Genomic DNA, 16,806 nt, shown 5'->3' on the forward strand with positions numbered 1-16,806 from the left:
CGCGGAAGAAGCGGCGGACCTCAGCGGCCCGTTCGGCCTGGTTCCGGACCCGGTGCCGTCCGGACGGACTGTGCTCGAGCTCGGCGCTGACCAGTTCGTCGGGGTTCAGCTCGGGCGAGTACGGGGCAGGAGGTACAGCTCCGCATCAAGGCCTCCCACACCGACGACGACAGAGGCCGCGCGTCCCCCACCGGATCACTCACCACCCACCAACGGCCCAGAACCCGAACCGTTTCGGATCAATAGGGCGTGCATCGGAAGTGCTCTAGGGTGGTGCGCTGGTCGGCCCCAGGCACGGGGTCTCAGAGGGGCGGGGAACAGGATGTCCGTAGAACGTCACGTGGCGGGGATGCTCCAGCAGATCGCCCGTCAGCAGGACATCGTCGAGATCGCCCCCCAGGGGACCACGACGAAGGCGGCCGCCCTGGCGCACGTGGCGGAGCAGTACGGCTACACGTACGGCATGGCGTACAGGACCGGTTTCAAGAACTCGCTCGTGCAGGTCCGGATGTACCGGGACCCGCGGCCCGACGCGCGCGTCCGCGAGGCGGCCACCATCGCCGCCCATCCGCGGGCGGGCAACGGCGGGACGGTGCCGGGGCTGGAGCAGGGCTCGCTGAAGCCGCTCCCCGAAGCGGTCGGTGCGGTGGCCGTGCTGAAGGACCTCGTCACCTTCGACGTCATGGCCCAGTACATCGCCGACCGGAGACAGAAGGTACTGGGCTACCTCGCCTGCGCGGTCCTGACCGTCCTCCTGCTCATCGACAAGTCGCCGGTCGAAGCGATCGCCTCCGGCGGGGCGGTCGCACTCCTCTTCACCGTCGCGTTCAAGGTGGGCGCGATCCGCCGCAGGAAGATCGCACAGCGGCTCACGGACGCCGGGTTCCTCCCGGTACGCGACGAACAGGGCAGCCAGCGGTTCCTGCGCCCGGGACAACAGTTGTCCGGCCATACCGACCCGTTCACCACCTGAGGTCCTGACCTGCGGAGCAGGCAGGACCGGGACACCGCTGGGCAGCTGCCGGCGGCCGAGCTCACCTGGCTGCTCGGCGTGTGTGCGTCCCGGAGGGTGGCGCGGTGCGGGAGCCCCCCCGAGTGCCGTCGGCTACTGCCCAGCGTCCTCGGACGGCCCAGGAACGCCTCAGTCATGAGGCACACGGCCGACGTCGAACGGCGGAGGCGGCCCGCCACTGCGTGGTGATGCACCCCTCTTCCATGCCCCACCACTCCTTCGCTACGCCGTGCTTCAGCAGCCCTTGCACCTTGGCGAGACCGGCGGCGGGCGGGACGTCCAGGGCGACCATGCCGAACCGCTCTATGCCCTCGCCGTCGACGCCGAGCCCCTTGAACGCGTTGATCACGCTCTGTCGTGCAGCTCCCGATCCGCCGTCACGGAACACGATGAGGCGGATGGTGCAGTTCTCAGAACGCCGGACCACCTCGCCGGCCCATCGCACGCCTTCCTCGTCCGGCTCGATGGCCACTCGCTTTCACCGTGGTTCCCCGCTGTTCCCCTCCCTGTCAAACGATCAATTCCGGGGGATTCCCGCGGAGGGTGGGGGTGGGCGGCGGCCGAAGCCACCGCGAGACGGTCAGGCGGCAGGCTGCCGGCCCTGGTTGTCGAGGTGGCGGCGGGCGGTCAGGCGTCAGGGTCGACTTCGGGGTGCGTGAACCGCACGGGCTTGTCCAGAGACCGGGCGTAGACGATTTCGGCTCGGGTGCTGTCTCCGATGTAGTCGCCGACCACGAGCACCTCATCAGCGAGTCGGATCTTCGCCCGGTGCAGACCGTCGAGTCGAACCTTCAGCGCCTCGGCCTCGACAGGGTCGGAGCAAAGTGCGTGCGGCGACTTCATGTCACAGCTCGGTTTGACGACGATCTTTCCGACTTTTGTCTCGCGCAGATCGGCCTCGTTCATCTGGGTCATGAAGCGGGTGGAGCCACAGATCGCGACGATACGTGGGAGGCTCAACAGCTTCTTCGCGTCGGCGAACTTCTCCTCGGGGGTGAGCAGTTGCGGGGATGACACTCGTTCCTCCTGGTGGAGTGGTCCAAGGGGTGCCTGCGGGCAGGAAATCTCGTTCAGCGCGATCGGTGGCTCTTGCCGGTGTCCCTTGCTCCGCCGACCAGTGCCGTTCGATCTTCGTGAAAGGATGCGGCAACCGCAGCAGGGAGCGGTCCGACGACATGAGGGCTCCATGACATCGATACCACCGAGAGCCGGAAGTGCTGCTCGCAGTACGGCAGTCGTGCTGGCGGCAGCAGTGACCGGCGGACTGTTGTTCGCGACTCCGGCGCGAGCCGCTTACCACGACACCGAGTTCCGCAGTGTCTCCATCAACAACGGCAAACCGATCGTCCTGGGCACGACCGGCTCGGTGACAGTACCCGTCAGCGCCGAGATCTATGACGATTCCGGGGGCCTGGCGACCATCGACGCGGCTGTGGCGGGGACCTTCCTCGAAGGTCCCGTGGCTCACAACATGACGTGCGTGCCTACCACCGCCACCGTGTCGACCTGTACCGGGGTGGCGATTCTCTATCCAGGGGGCAAGCCCGGACGCATCGGGCTACAGGTCTCGGGCTACGCGGCCGACGGCGGCTCGTACTTGGAGCACACCCTTTATCCGCAGTACGAGAATCTGCCGGGCAACAACGCTCTGTTGCTGATGAAGACCGGGTTGGCAGCGATGAACGCCGCTCCTGAGCCGGCTCGTAAGGGCGGCACCCTCACCTTCGCCGGCCGCCTGACCCGTCCTGACTGGAACGCCACAGAAGTGGACGGTCTGACGAAGGCCACCGTCGGCTATCCGGGCCAGCCGGTGAAACTGCAGTTCAAGAAGGCCGGCGCCACGACCTACACCACGGTTAAAACAGTCACCTCGGGGACGGACGGCAAGCTGAAGACGACCGCCACGGCGAACGGCTCGGGCGCTTGGCGCTGGCTGTTCGCTCAGAACGGCACGTCTTCCTCCGCCGCATCGACGGAGGACACCGTCACGCTGTTGAAGGTGTCGAAGCTGACGGTGAACGCCGGCCCGGAACCGGTGGCCAAGGGGGCCGAACTGACAGTTGCCGGCCGCCTCACCCGCGCGACGTCCGACGCGGCCACGACGTTCACCGGTTGCGCCGATCAGCCGGTGAAGCTGCAGTTCAGGAAGTCGGGCAGCAGCACGTACACGACGGTCAAGACTGTCCGCACGGACGCGACGGGCCGCCTGAGCACTACGACGACGGCCAAAGCCGCGGGCTACTGGCGATGGTCGTACGCGGGGAGCGGCACAGTGGCCTCCGTCAATGCCACGGCAGACGGGGTCTCTTTGAAGTGAGCCCCGTCGCCTCGTCCGGCACCACAGAACTCACAGGTTCCGGCCGAGAGCGACCGCCCGCGTGGAGACCGAGGGTCCCGGACCATGATCGGTCCGGGGCCTTCGCCCGGTGCCCGGCAGGATGCGAAGGTGCGTCACCCGTTGTGGAAGTCCTGAGCAGCCCGTCCAGAAGTGGAGCGGGACGCGCTTGCGCAGGGGTTCGAAGCAGGCGCGGCCGAACCGTCTGGCGCCTCAGCGTCCACGGCGGTGATCGCGGTGTCGCCGTCCGGCGCGAAGGCCCCGCCGTCCGGAAGCACGAGGCGTGCGGACGGCGGGGCCGAGGGATCGAGCGGGGTGTCAGGGCGCCATCATCGATATCCCGAACGGCACGGCCTGCGGGGCCGATTCGGTGCCGTCGGCGGCCACGGCGGTGACGAGGTAGTAGTAGTACGCCCGCGCCAGACCGGGGTCCTTGTACGTCAGGGCCGTCACGCCCGTGGCGATGCGGTGCTCAGGGGTGAAGACGTCCGAAGCGGACGTGGACCGGTAGACGTTGTACGAGACGGTCGCACCCTGGTCGCATGCTCCGACCTCCCAGTTGAGCTGGGCGTAGTCCGCGCCCCGGCCGCCCCCGGTGATCCGCGGGGTGGCCGGTCCGTCGAGGACCGGGCAGGGCAGGAGGGCCTCGGCCGTCGGCGAGAAGTCGGACCACTGGCTGTGCGTGCTGACGGCGCGCACCACGTAGTACCAGGTCTTGCCGAGGGGGACGTTCTCGTTCGTGAACGTCGTCCCGGTGATGAGCGGGGAGACCGAGTAGGCCGTCGCCGGGTCCGTGCCGGTCGTGCGGTAGACGTAGTAGCCGGCCACATCGGTCGACGTGCTCGCGGTCCACTCCACCGTGACGTTGCCGTTGCCGGCCGTCGCGGTGACCGAGGCGGGCGCGGCCGGCTTCTCGTAAACCGGCAGCCGCTTGCCGTAGACGGTGCCGTAGCCGGGCTCGGGCAGGGGGGAGACGTTGCCGGCCGCGTCGACGGCGCGGACGGTGTAGCCGTACTGCACGCCGGCCGGGGTGGCGGTGTCCAGGTAGGTGCCGTCCCGCACCGCGGCGATCTGCTCCCACGCGCCGAACATCGGCTTGCGCATGACGAGGTAGTGGTCCGTGTCGTCGGTGTTGGGCGTCCAGACGAGGTGCACGCCGTCCGTGGCGTCCCAGGCGTCCAGGCCGTACGGCATGTGCGGCGGGGTGGTGTCGCCGGTGCGGGTGGCGGAGGCCGTCGTCGACGGGTCCGACTCCGTGCCGAGGGTCGTGACCGTCCTGACCTGGTAGTGGCGTACCTCGCCGACGGGCGCCGCACGGTCGTCGTAGCCGGGGCCGGTGACCGGCGTCCCGGTCAACCGGGTCCACGGACCTGCGGCCGACTCGGCGGCGTAGACGTGGAAGCGGTGGGAGGCGTCACCGTCGTACCGCCAGCCGACGGTGTTGCGGTCGGCCCAGCCGTTGGCGGAGACGGCCGTCGGCGGGAGCGGCTTGGCCTCGGCGGCGTCGAGGCGGACGGGCGTGGAGTACGCGGAGGTGTTGCCCGCGCTGTCCTTGGCCCGCACGCGGTAGTAGGAGGTCGTGCCCACGACGGCGGACGGGTCGGTCAGGGCGGCGCTCTGCGGGGGCGCGGCGACCGAGGCGAACGGCCCCTCGGGGACGACGGCCCGCTGCACCTCGTAGGAGCTCGCCCCGCTCACCGGGGACCAGGAGAGCCGGGCGCCGGCGGACGGGTCGTACGTGGCCGTGAGCCCGGTGGGCACGGCGGGGGCCGTCCTGTCGGCGCTGACGACTCTCGTCACCGCGGACAGTGCGGAGACGTTGCCGGAGCGGTCGACGGCGCGGAGGGCGTACTCGTGGGCGGCGCCGGTGGCCGGGGGCGCGTCGGTGAAGGTGGTGCCCGTGATCGGGGTGGAGTTGAGCGGGCTCCAGCTGCCGGTGCCGGCGGTGCGACGGTGGACGCGGTAGCCGGCCAGGTCCATCTCGGGGTTGCGGGACCAGGTCAGGGTCGTCTTCAGGGTGGACGCCGAGTAGCTCGACTTCACGCCGGCCGGGGCGAGGGGGGCGGTCTTGTCGTACGTGGCGCCGATGACCGGCTTGTAGGAGAAGGAGACGTTGGCGGTGCCGGTGAACGCGGCGAAGTCCACCCGCAGGGTGTGGGTCCCGCGCGGCACGGTGAGGCGGACGGTCTTGCGCCGGGTCGAGCTGACGTCGCGCCACAGGTCGATCTTGCGGGTGCCGTCGATGTAGACGCGGGCGCCGTCCTGGACGGCGACGCTCAGGTCGAAGGGACCGCCGGAGCCGAAGTTGCGGGTGGTGGTCCAGCGGACACCGAAGTGGTTGTTCGGCAGGGTCACGCCGGAGGGGTCGCCGGAGCCGTAGTTCTCGGCGATGGCGGTGTCGCAGGCGGTTCCCTTCGGAGTGCCGGAGAGGGTGGTGTTGGCGTAGTACTGGGCCTTCCACACGCCGGCCGAGCAGGTCACGGCCGCGTGCGCGGTCGCGGGGAAAGCAAGCCCGGCCAGGGCTGTGGCCAAGGACAGCACGACCGCACCACCTGTACGGCGCACCGCGCCACGGAATATTCGCATCTACGGATGCTCACACTTTCGCCGAGGAGATGAGGACAAGGCGTGTATGCCGCACCCATGGTGCCATTTGAAAGATCGCTTGCGATAGATGGTTTACGCGGTGAAGGCACCGACGAAACAGGACTGCGCAGGGGACGAAAATCAGCCATTGCCTGACAGCCCTGCGGCTGGATCGAGGCCTGCACGCCGGCCGGCCACCAGCCCACGTGGACACCACGTTCCAGGATGCGCTGGAGGGCGCCGCCGTGTCCGCACGGGCTGCTGCCGTCAATGACGCATGGGCGCCGCGAGTAGTGCGGCAGCGTGTGGGCGGCTCGGTCGAGCCGTGGAACGAGCTGGTCCGGACGCCGTGTGGCGCCGACGACGATCATTCCGGCCCCGCCCGACGCCTCCAGCAGCACTCAGCGCTCGACCCCCAGCCGGAGATGCTCGCGTCCGGTCTCGCGAAACGCCTCGTCGAGGCCGGCCGGGGCCTGATCCTCGCGGGACCCGGCGGCGGAACTCGGGCGGACAGCTGCGGGGCATGACGGCTTCCGGATGCTGCTGGATCAGTCGACTCTCCAGCAACCCGACTCCATCAGACCCGGGGCAGACCAAGGGCGTCGGTCAGGGCGAGACGAGCCGTGATGCGTTTACCGACCGGTTCCTGCTCGACAAACAGGTTCTCGGTGACGGCCTTGACGATCTCCAGGCCGTGCTGGCCGATCCGGTCGGGATCCGCCGCCCGGGCCGTCGGCACAGTGGGGTCGCTGTCCCAGACCACGATCTCCACAGCACGGCCATTGATGCGTAGTTCCATCAGGACGGGGCCGGGAGCGTACTTGAGAGCGTTGGTGACCAGCTCACTGATCACCAGCTGAGCGAGGTCTCTGACGCGTGAGGGGATGGGCAGGCGGTGGTCGGTGTGGGCCTGGTCCAGGAAGGTGATGGCGTGGTGGCGGGCGTCGGCGATGCAGCCTTTACCGCCGTCCAGTGCGTAGCCGGCGCGCATCAGATACTCATGTGATGCCGGACAGCCGTCGTCGTCGGCATGGGATTGCACCTGGCACCGCCCTCGTTCCCCGATTTACGCACACCTGTACCCCAGATTCCGCCCTGCATGTCACAGGCATGTCGTTCGGCACAACTGCTCGAGAGTATGCGACTGGGGTGGTGGGGCAGAATCACCCGTGCGCGTCCTGCCCCGGGGCGCACCGAGCGCAGTCGAGGAGACGGTGACCGACATCGAGAAATCAGACCGGCCGGAGAGACTCTTCATCGCGCACGGCATGGTTGGCGATGTCCGTGTGGTGACCGTGGGGGGCGAGATCGACCACGACGTCCGGGACGTCCTTCGCCAGGCCTTGCTGTTCGAGGACGACGCGCCACCTCCGCTGCGGATCGTGGTGGATCTCAGCGCGGTGACCTTCATGGACTCCAGTGGTATCAACCTCTTCGTCGCCTGCCATCAACAGGTGAGCAAGACGCACGGCTGGGTGCGGATCGCCAGTGCCCAGGACTCCGTCCTGCGGGTGCTGAAACTGGTCGGTCTCAACAGCATCATCAGCTGTCACCCCAGCATCGAGCAGGCCCTCAGCGCCTGAGTGTCCCCGCTCAGGACCCGAACGAGGTGTCCCTTTGCCGACGCTGCACGGCTGCATCCGGCTCCTGCCCCACCAGTTCGGGAAGCGGCTGCCCCGAAGCCCATCCGATTCGCCACCTCGGCGATCGCGTACAGCTTGGTATCGGTGTGCTGGGACACCTCACGCAGCACACCGAACCCGGCCGCCGGCGGTGTCCGGTAGAACGCGATGAGGACACCGATGGCCTGATCGATCGCCGCATGAGAATCGATTGCACGCCTCAGCCGGGCATTCTCCCGCTCAAGGCGGACCACCGCGGCGTCATGTGCTCCACCAGGTGCGGTCCGCTGCTTACGGGACGTCGTCATGGCGGGTTCTCCCCACAGGGAACGGGCTTTCAACGCGTCCATCTCCCCACTGGAACAACAAGACCCGCCCCCTCCACGCAAGACGAAGATCACATGCATGCAGGGTTCATCGCCGTCCATGGGCGGCGTCCAGCTGAGAACCGGTCCCCCCTGACCCTCACCCTGCCGAGCCGCTTCTCGCCCTGGATCACAGCCACATCGGAGAGGGATCACCACTGCTCTGATCGCATGGGTTCACCCGCTTGGGGTGGTGTCCGGAGCCGGAGGTATCGGGGTGGGGCCGTCTTACCGTTCGTTGGGGGTGTTCTCGATCGCCCACCTGCAGAAGAGGGCGAGTGCCTCGGTGAGGTTGCCTGGTCCGCATGCGGCGTGGAAGGTCATTTCGGAGGTCCATGCCATGACCCAGTCGTTCCTGCTGCGTTTGAGGTCGTGACGGGGGAAGTCGTGTCTTTCCAGGTCGGTGTCTCCCAGGTCGATACGGACGGACCAGCCGGGGTTGTCGAGCGTGTCGATCTTGACGCCCCGCTCGTGCTCCCAGTCCTCGTCGCACTGTGCGGAGTACCAGGCCTGCAGCCACTCCAAGACGTTCTCTGCTTCGTTCACGGCACGAGATGCTAGTGCCGCATCAAGCAACGTTCGCCCTCAATGCTGCCGACACCGTCCACCACCAGGAACAGGGCAGCATGATCCGCCGCTACATCAGCTGGTGGAACAAGCACGCCGCCGACGAATGCCTCCGTCACCAGGGCCAACGACGCCTGACGCAGCACTGGAGGGCCTGTCTCGCCGATGCAGCCGGGCGGCGAGCGAGACAGTGCGTAAACTTTGGTTTCCATATATCGACTCGGGAACTATAGTTGTCACATGATGGCCTTTGAGATGACCCCGGAAGAGCAGACAGAGCTCGACAAGGCGCTGTACGACGCCTTGAATCCGCTGGCCTCGGCGATTCGCTCCCGACAGACCGGGCTGCCCGCGGAACGTATGTGGGAAGCGGATCCCATCGAAGTGACACTGTCCGTCCTGGCCGCTTGGAAGGTGATGGATGCCGAGGTCAGGCGGTTGACCGCGCACGCGGCAGCAACCGCTGGCTCCTACGGCGCCAGTTACGAGCAGATGGGGGCCGTCTGGGGCATCACCCGACAGGGTGCCCGTAAGAAATGGCCCGACGCCGTCAGCCGCTCAGAGCCCGCGACAGCAAGAAGGAACACGCTTGCGCTTTTCGGGGGGACTGCCGAACTGGTACAGGCGCCTTCCGGTGACTGGAGTTGGACAGCCGTGGGCGCTGATGGAGCATCCGCCACGGTCACCGATGGGACACGCCACGCGACCGCGGAAGAAGCAGCAGCCCATGTGGGCGCTTTCCTCAAAGAACACGCCCTCGACCGTTCGTAGCATCAGGCAACGTTCGCCCTGTTCACGACCTCGCGGAGGCGTTCGTCGGCGGCGTGCTTGTTCCGCCAGATGATGTAGCGGCGGATCATGCTGCCTTGCTCTTTGTGCCCGGCGTGGTCGGTGCCGTCGAGGGTGAAGTAGCGCAGGGCGGTGAACTGGGCCTCAATGCGGTTGAGCCAGGAGCTGTTGGTCGGGGTGTGGGCGATCTCCACGTTGTTGGCCGCCGCCCAGGTCCCGACCCGCCGGCACCGCTTCGTCGTCAGGTGCGGGGAGTAGTTGTCGCAGACGATCGCGATGCGCTTCCCGACCGGGTGCGACGCAGTGAAAGCCGAGCTGCCGCCGCACGTGCGGACCTACGAATGTGACTCTGCCACCTGGTCATCGACCGGGACGACGACGCCGCGCTCAGCCTTGCCGCTCTCGCGGCAGCCGCAGTGACCGGTACCGGAACGGCCGGAGACCAGGACACCGCCCCGCTGGTGTCGAAGTCTCGTGGAGCCGACCAGAGGACCCGCGTCACCCGCACCCGCACCCGCCGCAAGGCGAGCGCGGGTGCGGGCAGGTGGCGCACCCCTGCCGCAGCAGCGGCAGACGGAAGCGAGAGACCGTACTCAAGCCGAAGCCCTCACACTTCGGCGAGGTGACGGACCTTCCGGGCCGAAACGCCCGGAACACCGAGAGCCGCCGAGGCTCTCGGCAACGGTTGCGTCGAAGGACTCGGCGAGTGCGTCGTCCGCGCTGGAGCGGCGGCGCTCCGTACCGCTTTCGACATGCCCAGGCCCACGGCGGTGCAGGCCTCGCGTGCACCGTGCGTTTCTGCCCGGTACGCAGGCACGGACGGAGGAGTGGCTGCCGGCATCGGGGATTCGGTGTGCCCGCGTTCGTGTTCTGCCGGGGTGATGACGTCCTTTCAGTTGCCATGCCACGTACCGTTGGCCGCGTGGGAGCTGCCGAGCTCCTCGAAGGAAGCCATAGCCGTAACCGGCCCTTTCTCCGTAAGCCCGGCGAGAAGGTTCTTGGGCCTGACGGGAAGGAGGGGGCATGGACGATTTCGAGGTGGACCAGGTGGTCCAGCGGGCCCTGGACCGGCTGACTCTCCTGGCGGAGACCACCACCGCCATGACCAGCACGCTCGACTCCTATGCCGCGGTGCAACGGGTGTGCCGCATTCTGGTGCCCCAACTGGCCGACTGGTGCGTGGTCGACCTGCTCGACGACGACGGCCGTCCTCGCAGGGTCAGTGTCGTTCACCGCGATCCCGGCCTGCTGCCGGTCGGTGGCCTGACGGGCCTGTTGCCCAACGTCCCGGAAAATCCGGTTGGTCCGCTCTCACGCGCGCTTATCGGCGCCGGCCCCCTGCTGGTGACCACAGCCGACATCCCTAGCCCCGACAAGGCTGCCGACCCGCTGCACGCCTGTCAGCTCGAGCTGTTTCACCAGCTCGGCACCTGCACCGCCGTGGTCGCCCCCGTACGTGCCCGCCGGCAGGTCCTCGGCGCCCTGACCATCGGCCGCTCAGCCGATCGCGCGCCTTTCACCGACGATGACCTCGCCATGGTGGAGGACCTGACCCATCGCATCGCTCTGGGCGTGGACAACGCCCGGCTGCACCGCGAGACCCAGCACATCGCCGAACGACTCCAACGCTCGCTCCTGCCCGCTCTTCCTCGAACCGGCCCGCTGCAGATGGCCGCTCGTTACGCACCCGCCGCCGTCACCGCCGAAGTCGGCGGCGACTGGTACGACAGCTTCCCCCTGCCCAACGGCAGCACCACCATGATCATGGGCGACGTCACCGGTCACGACCTGCGCGCCGCGATCACCATGAGCCAGCTGCGCAACATGCTGCGCGGCATCGGCTGCGACCGCCAAGAACCTCCCGGGCAGATCCTGCGCCGTCTCGACCTCGCTCACCAATCGCTTTATCCGCATGCCACAGCCACCTGTGTGTACGCCCTCCTCGACCAGGACGACGGCGGAGGCTGGACGCTCACCTACTCCAGCGCCGGACACCCGCCACCTCTGCTGGTCACTCATGAAGGCGACACCCGCTATCTCAAAGGCGGCCGTGGCCTCCTCCTCGGCGTCGACCCCGACCTCCCGCGCGCCCACGCGATCGAAACCCTGCCCGCCCGCTCCATCGTGCTCATGTACACCGACGGCCTCATCGAACGCCGTGGGGAGGACCTCACCCACGGAATGACCCGCCTACGACAGCACGCCGCTGCCCTCGCCCGCGAAGATCTCGACACGTTCTGCGATGAACTCCTCGCCGGCATGGCCACCGACCACACCGACGACATCGCCCTCCTCGTCGCACGGACACCCACCCGATCACATCGCCCCAAGTGACCTCGCCGGCAGCAGCCAAAGCACGGTACGCCTGTGCACGATGCCGTTTCGCAGCGAGGACAGCAAAAGCTCGACCGGGAAGCGCCGAAAGAGCCGGCGGAGGCGGCGGGTGGCTACCGACCAGCCGCGTGACGATTACTGCTCGACCTGCGAGCTCCGCTATTCCTCAGACGCACCTCGCCCTGGCGAGGGGTGTCTTCCAGTGCAGGCGCTCCTGACTCTCCTCACCATCCAGGACATCGGCAGCCATACGAACTGACGCAACGTCATCTCATTTCCCTGGACCGCAGACCGGATGCAGGACACGAGCCCGTCAGGCAGAAGCCGACGGATATCTCACGCGTCCGGATTCGTCTCAGCCGCGGTGCGCAGCAGCCACAGTGGCCGCCGGCCCAGTCCCATGAGGGCGATTCGGAGCGCCGGGTCGCTGAGGGCGGGATTGAACAGCAGGTGAAGGTCAGCCACATCCATGAAGGGGTGTCGGTCAGGTCCCATCGCAGATCGGTCACTTGTGACGGCAGCACAGCAGCAGCGCGCAGCGGGGGGTGTGAAGCCCTGACAATCGAAGGATCCATAAGTGGCCTGGGGGTGCCGGGGCCGGCCCTGAACCGGCTCCGGCACCCCCAGGAACTCGACCCGAGCCTCAACCGGGCCAAGTGCCGGTCATGCGTCGGGTGGCGACAGCGCCGGCCCGGTCAAGTGCGGCCTTGACCCCGACGAAGATCGCATCCTGCAACATGGCGACAAGCAGCACTTCCATCCAAGCACGCTCTTCACCAGTGGTATCGGGAGCTTCCTCATCGTGGCCGCGCATCCTCCGCGCCCGCTCGAACAAGCCCCCAGCGACACACCGTCAAAAGGCGCCCACGGCGAGACCGACCGGCTTGCGGGCAACTTTCGAGGCCTTCACACCGCTCACCCCTTCCTCCGGCGCAGCAGCCACAGCACGACACCGGCCCCCGCGGCAGCCAGCAGAAGACCGCGGTTGTCCCGCGCCACCTGCGCACCCTGGACTGCCTGGGCGCGGACCGGCTCCGGGGCCCTGTCCTGTATCAGCTGACCCGCCTGGGCCGCCTTCGAGCGGACCTGCCCGGCCGCCTGGGCAGCCTTGTCCTTCACCAGGTCCGGCAGCTTGTCCTGCACCCGGGACGCGACCTGGGCGGCCCTGGCCTTCAGCTCTCCCGCCTTGACGGTGGCCCCCTCCTTGGCCTCAGCCGCCATGTCCTGCGCGCGGGCCTTCACGTCAGTCTTGCCCGCCAGGGCCGTGACCGTCCGCCCCAGCTCCTGACGGGTCTGCTCAACCTGCTCGCGCAGCTCCTTCGGTGTCGGAGTCGGGGAGGCGGTGGTCTCGTCGTGCGGCTGGGTCATCGCTGTGCACTCTCCTTGATCTCGGCCACGTCGGCCTTCACGCTGTCGATCGTCTTCTCGGGCGTAAGGGGTGCGCCCTGCTTCACCTGGTTCTTGCCCGCCAGCACCAGGACCGCGGTGATCGCGCCCAGCGCCGCGGTGACGATCAGCGCGGCGGCCCATACGGGCAGCGGCACCGCCAGCGCGGCGATCGCGGTGGCGACCAGCGCCTGCAGCATCAAAAAGCCCACAACGCCGGCGGCGCCGAACAGTCCGCCGCCTTTGCCGTAGCGCTTGCCCTTCTCCTTCATCTCCGCCTGTGCCAGCTTCATCTCGCCGCGCACCAGGTCCGTCAGCTGCTGCGAGGCCCGCTGCACCAGTTCGCCCACCGGCTCGCCGCCGCTGTGACTGCCCCTGCTCCCTGCAGTGGGTGACTGCACGGTAGACACGACGATCACCTCCCGTCCTGTTCGTCCGGTCTCCGCCGACGGGTCTTGAGCCCGTCGGCGGTGCGCACGCGAGTACCCAAAAAACACCAGCTCAGGACACCGAACACGACTCACTTTCAAGAAGCGGGACGGGGATGTGGCTCGCGGGTTACCCGCACGCTGCGGCCAGGGGGGAACGGCGGTGGCCTGGCCGGCACGTCGCGTACGGGCGGCAGTGCGGATCGCTTCGACCAGGCCGCTGTGGCTGTCGGAGATGACCGGGCGGACGCCGCTCAGGCCGGTGGCCCGCCGGTTGAGCGGAGAGCGGTCACCGGCAGACGGTGCACCTCAGGGAGCAGAACCCACGCACTCACCCCCGGAGATCCCCTACACCACGCAGCGGGACGCCGTCGATCGGTACGGGCGACAACCCCTTACATGTCGGGATGCTCCGGCAGGGCGAGCCAGTCCGGCCAGGAGATCTCGCGGCCGAGGAAACGCGGCTGCTCGAACGGCCAATCGGCGGCGATCCACTGCGGCACCAGCGCGTCGAGGGCCTGCTCGACCTTGCTGCCCACCAGCTCGTCCACCACCCACCAGGAGATCTCGCCGTCCGCGCCGACCCTCTCCGGTGGGTCGATGTAGACACAGCCGAGCAGAGCTGTCTCCGCCGCGTCGAACAGTGCGTAGTTGAAGGACTGGTGTGCGGCGATCTCCCTCTCGTGCCGCAACAGGTCGGCCTGGTCGGTCTCGTAGGTCATGGTGGCCGCGGGCCAGCCCCAGGCCGGGCCGAAGATGGTCCACAGCCGCTCGCGCGAACCCATCACAGCCGGATAGTCGAGCGGGGTGTCCGCCTCCCGGATCGGCCGCAGGTGATGGCCGCCGCCCGGCAGCGGTACCAGGACGGGGTGGACGAAGTCATCGGGAAGCCAGCTCATGGCGCCCGACCGTAGCAGCGCGCGCCCGTCCGCTCTCCTGGATTTTCCCCGCATGCCGTCAGGGCCTGCTCTCATGCCGGGCAGGGCCCGCGATCACCCGATCGCACGTCACAGCAGTCCTGGGATGCATTCGTCCCGGCGTGAACGCCGGGGCCTTCTGCAGGGACCCCGGTAACCGCGTCGTGCGGGGACCTTCGGGCTGAAGCCGAGCCGGTGCATCAGCCGGGTGTTCCCGGAGACGCTGTAGGAGACGTAGAACTTCCTGCCGAACGTCGTGGGTATGAGGACATCGAACGGACTCAGCCGTCACCAACCTCAGCGATGCTCAGTGTGATGATCCGCGCGAGTTGCTGACCGGCCCGACGAGCAGCCCGGGCCCACCTGGTCACGTTCGGCTGGGGGAAATGGATCTGAAGGCCCTTCGCGGCCTGTCCCTCCACCGAAGCCGGATGATGAGCGACAGCTCAGGCGGTGGGACGGGAATGCACGCTGACGGCGTAGCCGCCGCCTGGACGGTAAGCATCGCCGGCCCAGGTGGCGAAGCGCTCCCGCAACGTGAGTCCGGCCTCCGTGCACCAGTGGTCGAACTCCGCCAACGTCACTGTCGGTTCCGGCAGCGGCAGGTGTTCCGCGTCCAGTCCCATACCGGTGATCAACAGGCCGCCAGGCCGCAATACAGCGGCAAGTTGCCGTATGACAGCCGGTTCGGTACCGGGAGCCAGCAAAGGGATCACATTTCCCGCGGCGAGCGCCAGGTCGAAGCCGGTTTCCAGACCGAGGCCGTCCAGGTGTGCCAAGTCACCGTGGAGCCACTCTTGCGTGGGGGCGTGGCGGCGGGCGACGGCGAGCATGGAGCGGTCGATGTCCACGCCTGTGCAGTGGTGACCCAGCTCGGTGAGTCGGATCGCGATCCGCCCGGTGCCGCAGCCTGCATCGAGGATCCGGGCCGCGGGTGCCAGCAGCGCGTTGCACAAGGCGGCCTCACCGTGGATGTCATGGCCTGATTCAGCGAGCCGCTCAAACCGCCGGGCGTAGTCCTCACCGGCTTTTCCGCCCGTCAGTTCCGCCCAGCGGTCTCGTTGGCTGCTCATCGTCTGCGCGCCTTCCGGTAGAGAGGACAAGCACAGCGCCCATCGACTCCCTGGTCAAATCGACGGCACAAGCGAGCCGATGTCGCCGACGGCCCGGGCCCCGCCCCATCCGCAGCTCGCTCGGCATCCGATCCACCAGCACATCCTGATGGTCTTCGTCGCGGGTGCGGCAGGTGTACCAGGCGTCGGACCTGGAGCGCCCGGCTCACCCCAGGGACCGGAGATGCTGCTGGTGGCTGCACCATGCCGGAGACGCCGGAGCCGGCTCGACGATCGGCTCGACGAGCGGCTCGCTGCAGGGCCCCTCCCCCGTTGTTTTCTTGATCAGCCCTGTAACGGAGTGGCTCGACCATGACGTCGGGGCCTGAGCGCGATACGTGGCGGAACTCGACGACTGAAGCATCGAGTCACACGTGTGATCACTCCGAGGTCTGTCGCAGACCTCCCACCGGCCTCGTCCGGTTTCGTCGCCTTTTCGGCAGGTCATCACGAACGGCCGGAAACAGAGCCGCAAAGGTCGAGGTGCCCATGGGACACGCGCGACGCCACCGGCACGCTGTTTTGCCGAACCAGCAACAAGAGTGGCAGTTCAGGACCCGTTGCACGACGGTGGGCCCGTGACCAACGACATCGCAGCAGGATCACCCTCGTCCAACACCCCCTCACCTGCCGACGGCTACCTCGGCGACCCTGCGGTACGGGCGGAATGGGACAACCGCTACGCCGACCGACAACAGCTGTGGAGCGGCCGGCCCAACGGCGCGCTCGTGGCGGAGGTCGCCGGGCTCACACCTGGGCGAGTGCTCGACGTCGGCTGCGGCGAGGGCGCGGACGCCGTCTGGCTCGCGCGCGGCGGCTGGGACGTGACCGCGCTCGAAGTCTCGGGCGTGGCACTGGAGCGGGCGGCCGGGCACGCGCGGGACGCCGGCCTGGCCATTCACTGGGTACACGCCGCACTCACCGAGGCGGCACTCCCGCCGGCCTCCTTCGACCTGGTGTCCGCGCAGTACCCGGCCTTGTTGCGCACCCCCGATGCTGCGGCCGAGCGAGCGCTGCTCGCGGCCGTCGCGCCCGGCGGCGTCCTGCTGGTCGTACACCATGCGGGCATGGAAACCCAGCAGGTACACGACAGCGGATTCGACCCAGCCGACTACGTCTGGCCCTCGATGATCGCTGATCTGCTCGACGACGACTGGGAGATAGAGGTGGACGAGCAACGGCCTCGCGTGGCACCGGACGGCGGCGCAGGCGCGCACCACACCGACGACCTGGTGCTGCGCGTCCGCCGGCTGCGCTGATATTTGCGCAGAACCGGTGCCGGTTCGACACCGGGAGCCACAGTTTTGAGCGTCACTGCCGTCGGCTCAGCACTGGCGTCGGACGATGGAACAT

At 68.2% G+C, this 16,806-nt stretch carries 19 protein-coding genes and 3 pseudogenes; 7 read left to right on the forward strand and 15 right to left on the reverse strand.

All coding sequences use genetic code 11. From position 1 onward, the window contains the following. Nucleotides 1–322: 322 nt before the first annotated feature. On the forward strand, nt 323–973 hold the full coding sequence (locus ACZ5FU_RS27965; RefSeq protein WP_451530533.1) for a hypothetical protein: 651 nt from the start codon (nt 323–325) through the stop codon (nt 971–973). Nucleotides 974–1,145: 172 nt separating this feature from the next. Here ACZ5FU_RS27965 and ACZ5FU_RS27970 read toward each other — a convergent pair. Together ACZ5FU_RS27970 and ACZ5FU_RS27975 are read right to left on the reverse strand one after the other, a co-directional pair. Next, nucleotides 1,146–1,484, reverse strand: a pseudogene (locus tag ACZ5FU_RS27970) (DUF4265 domain-containing protein); the annotation flags it as partial. Nucleotides 1,485–1,639: 155 nt separating this feature from the next. Continuing rightward, the gene (locus tag ACZ5FU_RS27975) at nt 1,640–2,029 is read right to left on the reverse strand and encodes a hypothetical protein (protein WP_469047265.1); all 390 of its coding nucleotides are present in this window, start codon (nt 2,027–2,029) and stop codon (nt 1,640–1,642) included. Between the two features lie 220 nt (nt 2,030–2,249). Here ACZ5FU_RS27975 and ACZ5FU_RS27980 point away from each other — a divergent pair, with 220 nt between their 5' ends. Continuing rightward, nucleotides 2,250–3,329, forward strand: a complete 1,080-nt coding sequence (locus ACZ5FU_RS27980) for a hypothetical protein (protein ID WP_468839213.1) — start codon at nt 2,250–2,252, stop codon at nt 3,327–3,329. A 336-nt stretch (nt 3,330–3,665) separates the two neighbouring features. On the opposite strand, the gene ACZ5FU_RS27985 is transcribed toward ACZ5FU_RS27980, so the two are convergent. Next, nucleotides 3,666–5,933 carry a fibronectin type III domain-containing protein gene (locus tag ACZ5FU_RS27985; protein ID WP_451778603.1) on the reverse strand — a complete coding sequence of 756 codons (2,268 nt, stop codon included), beginning with the start codon at nt 5,931–5,933 and terminating at the stop codon, nt 3,666–3,668. A gap of 206 nt (nt 5,934–6,139) precedes the next feature. Between ACZ5FU_RS27985 and ACZ5FU_RS27990 the strand changes: the two genes are divergently transcribed. Then, nucleotides 6,140–6,460 (forward strand): hypothetical protein, encoded by a 321-nt coding sequence (locus tag ACZ5FU_RS27990; RefSeq protein WP_451778605.1) that lies wholly within the window; start codon nt 6,140–6,142, stop codon nt 6,458–6,460. A 50-nt stretch (nt 6,461–6,510) separates the two neighbouring features. Here ACZ5FU_RS27990 and ACZ5FU_RS27995 read toward each other — a convergent pair whose 3' ends face one another. Beyond that, a complete protein-coding gene (locus tag ACZ5FU_RS27995; RefSeq protein ID WP_451530539.1) occupies nt 6,511–6,924 on the reverse strand; it encodes an ATP-binding protein in 414 nt (137 codons plus the stop codon). A gap of 223 nt (nt 6,925–7,147) precedes the next feature. On the opposite strand from ACZ5FU_RS27995, the gene ACZ5FU_RS28000 reads away from it, so the two are divergent. Then, entirely contained in the window at nt 7,148–7,516 is a 369-nt protein-coding gene (locus ACZ5FU_RS28000; RefSeq protein WP_451530540.1) for an STAS domain-containing protein, read from the forward strand. Here ACZ5FU_RS28000 and ACZ5FU_RS28005 read toward each other — a convergent pair. From ACZ5FU_RS28005 to ACZ5FU_RS28015, 3 genes are all read right to left on the reverse strand, one after another. Further along, nucleotides 7,483–7,983, reverse strand: a complete 501-nt coding sequence (locus ACZ5FU_RS28005; RefSeq protein WP_469047267.1) for an ANTAR domain-containing protein — start codon at nt 7,981–7,983, stop codon at nt 7,483–7,485. The genes ACZ5FU_RS28000 and ACZ5FU_RS28005 overlap by 34 nt on opposite strands. Nucleotides 7,984–8,148: 165 nt before the next feature. Beyond that, entirely contained in the window at nt 8,149–8,466 is a 318-nt protein-coding gene (locus ACZ5FU_RS28010) for an immunity 53 family protein (RefSeq protein ID WP_469047269.1), read from the reverse strand. Nucleotides 8,467–8,477: 11 nt separating this feature from the next. Continuing rightward, the gene (locus ACZ5FU_RS28015) at nt 8,478–8,699 is read right to left on the reverse strand and encodes a hypothetical protein (RefSeq protein WP_469047271.1); all 222 of its coding nucleotides are present in this window, start codon (nt 8,697–8,699) and stop codon (nt 8,478–8,480) included. A 28-nt stretch (nt 8,700–8,727) separates the two neighbouring features. Between ACZ5FU_RS28015 and ACZ5FU_RS28020 the strand changes: the two genes are divergently transcribed. Further along, nucleotides 8,728–9,258: a hypothetical protein gene (locus ACZ5FU_RS28020; protein WP_469047273.1), complete on the forward strand. Its 531-nt coding sequence runs from the start codon at nt 8,728–8,730 to the stop codon at nt 9,256–9,258. Between the two features lie 2 nt (nt 9,259–9,260). On the opposite strand, the pseudogene ACZ5FU_RS28025 reads toward ACZ5FU_RS28020, so the two are convergent. After that, nucleotides 9,261–9,572, reverse strand: a pseudogene (locus ACZ5FU_RS28025) (transposase); the annotation flags it as partial. A gap of 727 nt (nt 9,573–10,299) precedes the next feature. Here ACZ5FU_RS28025 and ACZ5FU_RS28030 point away from each other — a divergent pair. Continuing rightward, nucleotides 10,300–11,610: a PP2C family protein-serine/threonine phosphatase gene (locus ACZ5FU_RS28030; protein WP_469047274.1), complete on the forward strand. Its 1,311-nt coding sequence runs from the start codon at nt 10,300–10,302 to the stop codon at nt 11,608–11,610. Nucleotides 11,611–11,946: 336 nt separating this feature from the next. Here ACZ5FU_RS28030 and ACZ5FU_RS28035 read toward each other — a convergent pair whose 3' ends face one another. The 7 genes and pseudogenes from ACZ5FU_RS28035 to ACZ5FU_RS28065 form a co-directional block, all read right to left on the reverse strand. Beyond that, nucleotides 11,947–12,075, reverse strand: a complete 129-nt coding sequence (locus ACZ5FU_RS28035; protein ID WP_451530542.1) for a hypothetical protein — start codon at nt 12,073–12,075, stop codon at nt 11,947–11,949. Between the two features lie 178 nt (nt 12,076–12,253). Continuing rightward, on the reverse strand, nt 12,254–12,445 hold the full coding sequence (locus tag ACZ5FU_RS28040) for a DUF4235 domain-containing protein (RefSeq protein WP_469047277.1): 192 nt from the start codon (nt 12,443–12,445) through the stop codon (nt 12,254–12,256). Between the two features lie 80 nt (nt 12,446–12,525). Beyond that, nucleotides 12,526–12,978 carry a DUF3618 domain-containing protein gene (locus tag ACZ5FU_RS28045; RefSeq protein ID WP_451530544.1) on the reverse strand — a complete coding sequence of 151 codons (453 nt, stop codon included), beginning with the start codon at nt 12,976–12,978 and terminating at the stop codon, nt 12,526–12,528. Beyond that, the gene (locus ACZ5FU_RS28050; RefSeq protein ID WP_451530545.1) at nt 12,975–13,406 is read right to left on the reverse strand and encodes a phage holin family protein; all 432 of its coding nucleotides are present in this window, start codon (nt 13,404–13,406) and stop codon (nt 12,975–12,977) included. Before ACZ5FU_RS28050 ends, ACZ5FU_RS28045 begins: the two co-directional genes overlap by 4 nt. A gap of 413 nt (nt 13,407–13,819) precedes the next feature. Beyond that, complete coding sequence (locus ACZ5FU_RS28055; protein ID WP_451530546.1) at nt 13,820–14,323, reverse strand: GNAT family N-acetyltransferase; 504 nt, start codon at nt 14,321–14,323, stop codon at nt 13,820–13,822. A gap of 177 nt (nt 14,324–14,500) precedes the next feature. Further along, nucleotides 14,501–14,605: pseudogene (locus tag ACZ5FU_RS28060) on the reverse strand (helix-turn-helix domain-containing protein); the annotation flags it as partial. Nucleotides 14,606–14,787: 182 nt separating this feature from the next. After that, a complete protein-coding gene (locus ACZ5FU_RS28065) occupies nt 14,788–15,414 on the reverse strand; it encodes a class I SAM-dependent methyltransferase (protein ID WP_451530547.1) in 627 nt (208 codons plus the stop codon). A 617-nt stretch (nt 15,415–16,031) separates the two neighbouring features. On the opposite strand from ACZ5FU_RS28065, the gene ACZ5FU_RS28070 reads away from it, so the two are divergent. Further along, nucleotides 16,032–16,712: a class I SAM-dependent methyltransferase gene (locus ACZ5FU_RS28070; protein ID WP_451530548.1), complete on the forward strand. Its 681-nt coding sequence runs from the start codon at nt 16,032–16,034 to the stop codon at nt 16,710–16,712. Nucleotides 16,713–16,806 lie beyond the last annotated feature (94 nt).

This window comes from Streptomyces sp. NPDC031554 (assembly GCF_055580685.1).